Below are 9,335 nucleotides of genomic sequence, written 5' to 3' on the forward strand. Positions count from 1 at the left end.
CTTAATTCAGCAACGTAACAATGCTCGCGAGTCTATGGCCTCGCTCGGAAGGTCCAGCGATGACGGATGTCCCGGCCGCAGGCTCCGATCCGACGGGAGTGAACATGGCGCGTACTACCTTGCACGAGGGCTGGCAGCTGAGCGCGACGCGTGGGCCGGTGCCGGACGCCGTCCGCGGGCGCACAGTGCCCGCCGCGGTGCCGGGCAGCGTGCATCTCGACTTGAGGGCCGCGGGCCTCATACCCGACCCCTACCTTGACCGGGTCGAGGCGGAGCTGGTGTGGATGCACCGCACCGACTGGCAGTACCGCCTCACGTTCGAGGCCACCGCCGCGCAGGCCGGGGAGCACGTGGACCTGGTCTTCGACGGCCTGGACACCGTCGCGGCCATCACCCTCAACGGGGAACTGATCGGCACCACGGCCAACATGCACCGCAGCTACCGCTTCGACGTCCGCCCCCACCTCGTGGACGGCGCCAACGAACTCACCGTGGACTTCTCCTCTGCCCTCCAGTACGCGGAGGAGAAGGAAGCGGAACTCGGCCGTCGCGACCACGTCTACCCGCACGCATTCAACATGGTGCGCAAGATGGCGTGCAGCTTCGGCTGGGACTGGGGCCCCGACCTGCAGACCGCCGGCATCTGGAAGCCCGTCCGCCTGGAACGCTGGCACACGGCACGACTCGGCCGCGTCCGGCCCCTGGTGAGCGTCGAGCCCGACGGCACCGGAGCCGTGGAGGTGCACGCGGACATCGAACGGACCGCAGCGGAAGCGCCACAGCTGGTCCTCACCGCCGAGGTCGGCGGACACCGGGCGCGCGCCGTGCTCACCGTCGGCGACACCACCGCCGTGCTCCGGGGCGGCGTACCCGACGCCCGGATGTGGTGCCCCGCCGGATACGGCGACCAGCCCCTGTACGACCTTCGGGTCACCCTTGCCACGGCCGAGCGGCCCGAAGAGCCTCTCGACGCCGTCGACCGGCGCGTGGGCTTCAGGAACATCACCGTCGACACCGCACCCGACGAGACCGGCACCCCCTTCACCTTCGTCGTCAACGGCACCCGCATCTTCGCCAAGGGAGCCAACTGGATCCCCGACGACCACTTCCTGACCCGCATCACGCGCGAACGCCTCGAACGCCGCGTCGACCAGGCCCTCGCCGCCCACATGAACATGCTGCGCGTGTGGGGCGGCGGCATCTACGAGACCGACGACTTCTACGACGTGTGCGACGAGCGAGGAATGCTCGTCTGGCAGGACTTCCCCTTCGCCTGCGCCGCCTACCCCGAGGAGGAGCCGCTGCGCGGCGAGGTCGAGGCCGAGGCGCGCGAGAACGTCGCCCGGCTCGCCGGACACCCCAGCCTGGCCCTGTGGAACGGCGGCAACGAGAACCTCTGGGGCTACGCCGACTGGGGCTGGCCCGAGCAACTGGCCGGTCGCACCTGGGGACTTGGCTACTACACCGACCTGCTGCCGCGGATCGTCGCCGACCTCGACCCGACGACGCCCTACGCCGACGGCAGCCCCTACACCCCCGGCGCACCGGTCGGCGGCACCCACCCCAACGACCAGAATCACGGCACGCGGCACGAGTGGGAGGTGTGGAACCGGCTCGACTACACCACCTACCGCGACCACATTCCGCGCTTCTGCTCCGAATTCGGCTTCCAGGGCCCGCCCACCTGGGCCACCCTCACCCGCTGGATCCACGACGAACCGCTCGCCCCCACCTCGCCCGCGTTCCTGCTGCACCAGAAGGCGGAGGACGGGAACGGCAAGCTGGACCGCGGCATGGCTCCGCACCTGCCCCGCCCGCTCTCCTTCACGGACTGGCACTGGGCCACGCAGCTCAACCAGGCCCGCGCCGTCGCCTTCGGCATCGAGCACTTCCGCTCCTGGTGGCCGAGGACGGCCGGAAGTCTGGTCTGGCAGCTCAACGACTGCTGGCCCGTCACCTCCTGGGCCGCGGTGGACAGCGACGAGCGCCCCAAGCCCCTGTGGTACGCGCTGCGCGACGCTTACGCGCCGCGTCTGCTGACCTTCCAGCCCAGGGAGGGCAGACTCGCCGTCGTCGTGGTCAACGACACCGACGAAGCCTGGGCCGGCCGCCTGGTCCTCGAGCGTCAGACGCTCGAGGGTGTCGTCCGTGCCGATGCTAAAGTCGAGCTCCGGGTGGGGCCCCGTTCGGTAGTCTGCGTGAAGCCGGACGACTCACTGCTCACACCGGAAGAGGCCAGGCAGGAGGTGCTCGTGGCGTCGTCGGAGGGCGTACGCGCCGTCCACACTTTCTGCGAGGACCGCGACCTCGCCTACCGGCCCGACGCGCTGAGCGCACAGGCCCACGCCGAGCCGGGCGGCTACCGCGTCGACGTCCGGGCCACCTCGTTCGCCCGCGACGTCGCCGTGCTGGCCGACCACGTCGCCGACGACGCGACGGTCGACGACATGCTCGTCACCCTGCTGCCCGGAGAGAGCCACACCTTCCACGTCCGCACCCGCCATACCCTCGATCCCGCTGTCCTGACCGCCGTACCCGTGTTGCGTTCCGTGAACAGCCTCTGCCCCACGACACCGGAGATCGGATGACCCCTGCCCATCGCGACCGCACCCAGCCGGGTGCCCTGGGCCTCGTCCTCGCGCGTTCGACCCGGCTGCTCGGCGTGGAGCCGTTCTTCATGGAGTTCATCGCCGGAATGGAGGAGTGCCTCGTCACACGCGACATGTCGGTGCTGCTCCATGTCGTCCCGACGTACGAGGAAGAGGTGGCCGCCTATCGCCGGTGGGCCGAGGGAGGTCTGGTCGACGCGGTGGCCGTGGTCAACCTCGTCGAGGACGACCCAAGGCCGGCCGTCCTGCGCGAGTTGGGGCTGCCGGCGGTCCTCGTCGGCACCTGGCGGGACGCCCCCGACCTGCCGGCCGTGCGCACCGACGACGGCGGCCCCGTCCGCGACGCCGTGGCCCGGCTCGCGGACCTCGGACACCGTGTCATCGCGCGTGTCGCGGGACCGCGCTCCCTCCTGCATACCCAGGCCCGCACCGTGGCCCAGGAGGAGGCGTGCAAACAGGCGGGCGTCGAGTCGGTGGTCATCGACGGCGACTACACGGCCGAGTCCGGGGCCCGGCTCACCGCCGAGCTGCTCAAGCGGGATTCCCGGCCCACCGCGATCCTCTACGACAACGACGTGATGGCGGTCGCCGGACTGGCCACGGCCAAGGAGCTTGGTCTGGAAGCCCCCGCCGACCTGTCGCTGATCGCCTGGGACGACTCCGCGCTCTGCCGCCTCGCCTCACCGCCGCTGACCACCATGACCGTCGACGTGCACGGCTTCGGGGTGGTGGTCGCGGAAGCCGCCCTGGATCACATCGACGGCAGGCCCGTCACCGAGCGCTGGTCCCCGACGGCCCACTTCGTGCAACGCGGCACGACGGGACCCGCACCCGCCTGACGGGGCGCAACCGGGGGCGGCAGCGATTCCGCCCCCGGCGCCCTTGACGCCGTCCGGGCCGGGCCGTCCGCTCGTACGGACGTGCTGACCCACTCGGCTGAGCACGGGCGGCGGCGGCCTGCGCGGATACCCGGGCGCACTGTTCGTGACATCTGTGGATGGCCGGAGAAGCCGGATGCGGCAGTGCCGCCATGTGGAGCAGACTCTTCGGATGCATCTCGATTGCGTCGCAGTCGCCGCGGCTTTCGGGCTGGGTCGGCCGTTGGGGCCATGGCGCCCGCTGGCCAACGGGGGCGCCCCGTCGGACAGCCGTGTGCTGGTCACCACGCGAGGCCGGTGGGTGGTGCGGACGGACCGGTTGCTGGGCGAGTGGCATCGCGAACAGGCGCACCGGGTGCACCGGCTACAGAGCGCGGCCTGGGAAGCGGGGATCACGATGCCGCGGCCCGTCGAGCCCCCCTCTCCGGCCATCGGCTTCTGGCACAACCCAGCGGGTGAGGCGCTGGTGCGGGTGAGCGAATGGCTCGAAGGGCACGACTTGCGGCGGGCCGAGGCCCCATCCGATGCCGACCTCTCGAAGCCGGCGGAGTGGGTGGGAAGCACCTTGGCCCGCATCGCCCTCCTGGGCACTGGTTCAGGGGCCGGCGCCGATGACGGCATCGCGCTGCATTCCCTGGCGGAGTGGCAGGAGTGGGTGGGCGAGGCCGGTGCGAGCGACCACCCGGTCGCCCCGTCGGCGCATGCCCTCCTCCCCGTGGTCGCGGACGCGACCACGCTGATTCAGGACGCGCTGCGCAATCCTCCCGGCACCGTACTGGTCCACGGGGACACATCCCGGGCCAATGTGCTGCGCACTTCCGACGGATACGCATTGATCGACTGGGAGGGGGTCCGGGCGGACGTCCCCTGGTGGGAAGCGGTGAACGTCGCTTTCCGGTTCGCCACCCCGTTCAACGGACCCACCGCCGAGGGCGATCCCCGCGTGGTGCGCCCGCTGCTGGCGGCCTATCTCGATCGCGGAGGGCCGGGCGGCCCGGCAACGGTCTCCGCGTTCGCCGGCATGCTGCGCAGCCAACTAGCCACCATGGCCTGGTGCCTGTGGCTGGCGCTGGGCCACCGCCAGGCCGACACCGGCCAGCGTGCCTTTGGGCTTCGCATGGTCACCTTCGCGGCCCGGGACCTGCCGAGGGTCATGCGATCGCTGGAGCGGTGGACCGCGCTCCTTCGATGAATCGGGCCCAGGAAACTTTCATCGGTTTCCGAAGTTTCTCTGCGGAAGGTGTTGCCAGCCTCCGGCCGCGCTCCTACCGTCGGTGGCCAACGGGTGAGTGACGCCGGGGGCCACAGGCTCGCCGGAGCCAAGGGACATCGCCGCCGGGCGGACCACCCGTCCTGCGCACCGTGGTGCACGGCGCGCTTTCATCGCATCGTCCGTATCCCCCCACAGGAGTTGGTCATGTCCCCACAACATGCCTCCCGTCGCACGGTTCTCCGCCGCATGGCAGGGATCGCTGCGATCCTCGCCGTGCCCGGCACGGCCGCGGTGGCGGGCAACGCGTCTGCCGGCGAGACCGTCTCCCCTCGCGGCGCCCGGAAGAAAGCTGCCGGGCCGGTCGCGCCCGGCGCGAACCAGCAGGCCGTGAACCTACTGGCCTTCGTCACCGCCCAGTACCGGAAGAAGATCATCTCCGGGCAGCAGGAGTCGACCTGGATCGACGGCCCCGACTACGAGATGAACTACATCCACGAGCACACCGGCAAGTACCCCGCGATCCGCGGCCTCGACATCTGCGACGCCCCGGGCGGCGCCACGGAGCGGGCCATCGCCTGGTGGCAAGCCGGCGGCATCCCCATGTTCGGCTACCACATGGGGGCGCCCACGTACTCCGACGACTACGACGGCTCGAAGCAGACAGTCTCCATCGACAAGGTGCTCACCGCGGGCACCGCCGAGAACAAGTCCTTCGTCGAGCGCCTGGACAACGCGGCCGCCCAGATGAACAAGCTCCGAGAGGCCGGCGCCGCCGCGATCTGGCGCCCCTTCCACGAGGCCGGCGGCACCTGGTTCTGGTGGAGCAAGGAAGGCGGCGACCAATACCAGCGGCTGTGGGAGTACGCCTTCGACCGCTTCACCGAGAAGAAGGTCACCAACGCCATCTGGCTGATGGGCTTCAACGGCGAGCCCGCCGCCTCCGCCTCCTTCTACCCGGGCAAGGAATACGTCGACATCGCCGGCGCCGACACATATGCCGGTGACCAGAACTACGACCCGCAGAAGGCGATGTACGACGCGACGACGGGTGTGGTCGGCGACGCCATTCCGGTGGCGCTGCACGAGAACGGCCCCATCCCGGACCCGGACGAGCTCGTGTCGACCGGCGCCGGCTGGGTGCTGTTCAACACCTGGAACGTCGAGCACCTGACACAGAGCAACACAGTCGACCACCTGGTCAAGGTCTACGGCCACGACCATGTCGTCACCCGCGATGAGGTGCCCGACCTCAACTGACGCCTCCTGTCCCGCTCAGGCGCCGCGGCGCCCGTCGCCCGAGCGGGGTTGGCCAGCTCTCGGTGATGCCGGGCACTAGTGGATCGTCGCGGCTAATTTTTGGGATACAGGTGGCGCAGTTTGATGCGTGCGTCGTGGGTGGTGAACTGCCAGTCCACCTGACGTTGGTCGGTGTTGGTGGCGTTCTGCCAGGCCGAGAGTTCGGTGTTGAGTGTGTCGAGGTCGTTGATGCGGCGGTCGAGACATTGCCGGGTCAGCACGGAGAGTTCGGTCTCGGCGATGTTGAGCCATGACCCGTGTCTGGGCGTGTGGTGCCGCGGCGGATGTACTCGCTGTCCTGGCAGGCGTCGCGACCGGGGCGTGCCGGGAGCGTGGCGCGGGCGTCGCCGAGGAACTGGTAGGGCTTCTCGTCCATGCACACCACCGGACGTGCCGGGTCATAGGGCCGGGCATAGACGGCCAGCACGTCTTCCATTCCGGCCGCGAACTGCGCGTTCGCCCGTGGTGGGATGGTCCAGCACTTCTTCAGGTGAGGAGGCAGTTCCGTTTTTTTAGGACCCTGCGGATGCCGAAAATTATGTCCAGCCTGGTGAGAAGCGTATTTCTGTTCTGGTGAGCTGCAGCGCGTGTGGAAGGGGCTTTGGGCCTGTGCTGGGTGTGGCTTCGGGCGTATACTGCACATATGCGATGCCCGGTCACGATGCCAGCTCCCAGGCAACTCGGGACGCAGAGGCCGAAAAGGGTAGACTCCTTTACTCGGCTGATTGTGTTTCAGCGTGACCTGGGAGAACGGGCCGGAGCACGCCGCTCGGCCTCGACGCAACTGGGGGTCAAGGGGTCGCAGGTCCAAATCCTGTCGTCCCGACCAGCGTTTTCGCAGGTCGAAGGCCGTTTCTGCGGGTAGCGGAAGCGGCCTTAACCGTTTCCCGGCTGGGAGCGATGGGGAGCCCTCTGGGAGCCCTCGTGCTCCCAACTCGCAGACGTGTCAACGGTGCCCGATTAGTCCGTCACCCGATCCGGTAGACCTACGACGCCGTACCGAGCCCCTGCGCGCCGTTGTCAACCACAGGCCACCGAGGTCACCCCACCGCTATGGATGCTCTCGGCATCGAGAAGCATAAGGACCCCTTGTCGGCCCTCGACCCCCTTTCGGGGTGGGAGCACGGTGCCGCGCTCCCCATGCGACAGGAGGGGAGCTGTCGGCTGATGACCTTGGCCGACGTGTTTCCGCAGGCGGCCGACGCTCGGGCGTTGCGGCCGCAAGATGCCTGCCGGGTCAAGGCGAGGCAAAGCCCCTTGGCGTCTGCCGGCAGACCGGGCACTCCCAGGGAGTGAGCGCCGTATCGGGCTCTGTGGCGCAGTAGCGAGACGGTCGGCTGGGGGCTTCGGTGTGGATAATAGTGTGCCAAGCAGACCAGCTTCCGTAGGTCCACTTCCGTGTCACCAGACGGCGATGTCAGCGCAGCAGCGTTCCGGGGGTGACCAGCCGCGTAGCGCTTTAGAACGGCTTCACTGGTTGTGAGCTGGGATTTTCCTTATGGTCAGCTGGCTCGGTGGTACTCGTTGATGAGGCTGGCGACGGCTTGTCGGCGTTTGATCCGGGCTGTAGGCAGGGGGATGACGTTCGGATTGTCGCTGGGCGCGAGTTGGTCACGGCCTTGGTGTGGTCGGTGGCTGTTGAAGTGGTGTGCGTAGTCGTGGAGGATTTTCTCGGCGTGGCCACGGTCGAAGAGCAGGACACGGTCGGTGCACTCTTCCCGTGCCGAGTGGATGAAGCGTTCTGCGTGTGGGTTGCCGTTGGGGCTGCGTGGAGGGCCTTGGCCGCACTGATGTCGTCGCTGGCGAACACGGCGTCGAAGGCGGCCGTGAATTTCGCGCGCCGGAATCCCCATCGGGGGTTCTCAGCGCCGAGACGGGTGATCAGGTCGCGGATCTCCTCGGGCAGCGGCGGCCGCCCGGTAGACGGCGGCTGCGTCCACTTCTGCTTCACCAGACGCAGGTGCCAGGCCGGCAGGGTGCGCGGTGAGACGATCCGGCGTTCGCGCAGGGCTTGGGGGATCAGTCGGGTCACAACGGCGAGCAGCGCGCGCTCCGGCCAGCCGGGCTTGGGCGCGGTGACCTGTGGACGCAGAACCGCGAGCTCGTGTCGAAGGATCAGTATCTCCGCATTCTTGGCCGCAGAAGATCGAGACATCAGGAACAGCCACGCGAAGATTCGCGTGCCGATGAGGTAGACAAGTCGAACCAGCACGAGGACTGATCATGCCGGGTACCTGCCGGTCAGGTGCGTTGCCTCAGGTCAAACCCGGTGAAGCCATTATGGAGCGCTACGGGTCTCCGCCGCCCGCGCGATGGGCCGTCGGTGGAAGCCCAGGGACGGCGGAAGTGAACCGTTCCATTGGATGCGCGGCGGTCCACCTGCCATCGTGTTGATCGTTTCGGCAATTTCGATGGTGATGGAGTGTTGGGCTGATGTTGCGTATGAACGGGTGGAATCGAGCGATGATATGGGGCACCAGCGGCGTTGCCGCTGCCGTGCTCGCCCTGACCGCTTGTTCGGCGTCCAGTGGAGACGACGACACCGAGGGGGCTGGCAAAGGCGAGAAAAGCGGAGCCGCCACTGCGCCCCGACACCAGACTAAGCCGGGCTCCAGCGTCCCGGACGAGTGGGCCCAGTCGAAGCAGTGGGCGGCGCTGCCGCGCGGCAAGCGCACCGACAGCAACGGCAACGAGGTTCTGTTCCCGCACACCGCCGAAGGGGCCGTCAGCATGCTGTCCGCCGCGAACTCGACGACCACACAGGGCAGTCGGGACATGGTGGACGAGCAGATGGGCGTCTACGATTCCTACCTGGCCGCAGCCGACCAGACGCCGACGAACAAGGAGAAGGTCAAGCAGCGGGCGATCCAGACGGACGCCGCTTTGCGTGAAAAGTTCGGAATCCCGGCCAAGGGCGACATGCCGACGCGCGCATATTCACGAGTTCGCACCATCGGCTTCAAGATCATCAAAAAGTCGAAGGACGAGGTCAGCGTCTACATTCTCGCCCGCGTCACCATGAAAGCCGGGGCGATCGAGAAGACGCACAGCTCCTACACCCGCACTCTCCTGGCCGCCGAATGGGATGGGAACGACTGGAAGATGAGCTCCGCTGCGACCCTCCGTGCCGCGCAGCAAGTCGAAGGAAAGCCGCGGCCCGCCATGGCCCTCCCAGGGACCAAGAAGTTCAACCGCGCCGGTTGGACCGCCCTCAGGGGAACATCATGAGACGTCGGTTCGCTGCTCGCCGCTGTCCATGCGCGTCGGGGCCCTTCGGCGGTTGCAAGTCGGGTGCTCACCGATAGTGCGATAACCCATTCGACCTCATAGAGGCGCAGA

At 68.3% G+C, this 9,335-nt stretch carries 7 protein-coding genes; 5 read left to right on the forward strand and 2 right to left on the reverse strand.

What is annotated here, in order from left to right; genetic code table 11:
- The first annotated feature begins 104 nt into the window (after nt 1-104).
- The 4 genes from NQU54_RS24270 to NQU54_RS24285 all read left to right on the forward strand — a co-directional run bounded on the left by NQU54_RS24270 (nt 105) and on the right by NQU54_RS24285 (nt 5,957).
- The gene (locus NQU54_RS24270) at nt 105-2,588 is read left to right on the forward strand and encodes a glycoside hydrolase family 2 protein (protein WP_257632953.1); all 2,484 of its coding nucleotides are present in this window, start codon (nt 105-107) and stop codon (nt 2,586-2,588) included.
- A complete protein-coding gene (locus NQU54_RS24275; RefSeq protein WP_257632954.1) occupies nt 2,585-3,448 on the forward strand; it encodes a LacI family DNA-binding transcriptional regulator in 864 nt (287 codons plus the stop codon). Before NQU54_RS24270 ends, NQU54_RS24275 begins: the two co-directional genes overlap by 4 nt.
- Before the next feature lie 211 nt (nt 3,449-3,659).
- Complete coding sequence (locus tag NQU54_RS24280) at nt 3,660-4,679, forward strand: phosphotransferase (protein WP_257632955.1); 1,020 nt, start codon at nt 3,660-3,662, stop codon at nt 4,677-4,679.
- 267 nt (nt 4,680-4,946) lie between these two features.
- Complete coding sequence (locus NQU54_RS24285; protein ID WP_257632956.1) at nt 4,947-5,957, forward strand: glycosyl hydrolase; 1,011 nt, start codon at nt 4,947-4,949, stop codon at nt 5,955-5,957.
- Between the two features lie 92 nt (nt 5,958-6,049).
- Here the strand turns inward: NQU54_RS24285 and NQU54_RS24290 are convergent, their stop codons facing one another.
- Both NQU54_RS24290 and NQU54_RS50565 read right to left on the reverse strand, forming a co-directional pair.
- Entirely contained in the window at nt 6,050-6,217 is a 168-nt protein-coding gene (locus tag NQU54_RS24290) for a hypothetical protein (RefSeq protein WP_257632957.1), read from the reverse strand.
- Nucleotides 6,218-7,455: 1,238 nt separating this feature from the next.
- On the reverse strand, nt 7,456-8,208 hold the full coding sequence (locus NQU54_RS50565) for a hypothetical protein (RefSeq protein WP_441005754.1): 753 nt from the start codon (nt 8,206-8,208) through the stop codon (nt 7,456-7,458).
- Nucleotides 8,209-8,429: 221 nt separating this feature from the next.
- On the opposite strand from NQU54_RS50565, the gene NQU54_RS24300 reads away from it, so the two are divergent.
- Nucleotides 8,430-9,224 carry a hypothetical protein gene (locus NQU54_RS24300; protein ID WP_257632959.1) on the forward strand — a complete coding sequence of 265 codons (795 nt, stop codon included), beginning with the start codon at nt 8,430-8,432 and terminating at the stop codon, nt 9,222-9,224.
- The last annotated feature ends 111 nt before the right edge of the window (nt 9,225-9,335 follow it).

The organism is Streptomyces malaysiensis subsp. samsunensis (genome assembly GCF_024519315.1).
GTDB lineage: Bacteria > Actinomycetota > Actinomycetes > Streptomycetales > Streptomycetaceae > Streptomyces > Streptomyces malaysiensis.

Coding starts and splice junctions, on each gene's coding strand:
- NQU54_RS24300 (WP_257632959.1), top strand. CDS start 8,430: ATGTTGCGTATGAACGGGTGGAATCGAGCGATGATATGGGGCACCAGC.
- NQU54_RS24280 (WP_257632955.1), top strand. CDS start 3,660: ATGCATCTCGATTGCGTCGCAGTCGCCGCGGCTTTCGGGCTGGGTCGG.
- NQU54_RS24270 (WP_257632953.1), top strand. CDS start 105: ATGGCGCGTACTACCTTGCACGAGGGCTGGCAGCTGAGCGCGACGCGT.
- NQU54_RS24285 (WP_257632956.1), top strand. CDS start 4,947: ATGGCAGGGATCGCTGCGATCCTCGCCGTGCCCGGCACGGCCGCGGTG.
- NQU54_RS24275 (WP_257632954.1), top strand. CDS start 2,585: ATGACCCCTGCCCATCGCGACCGCACCCAGCCGGGTGCCCTGGGCCTC.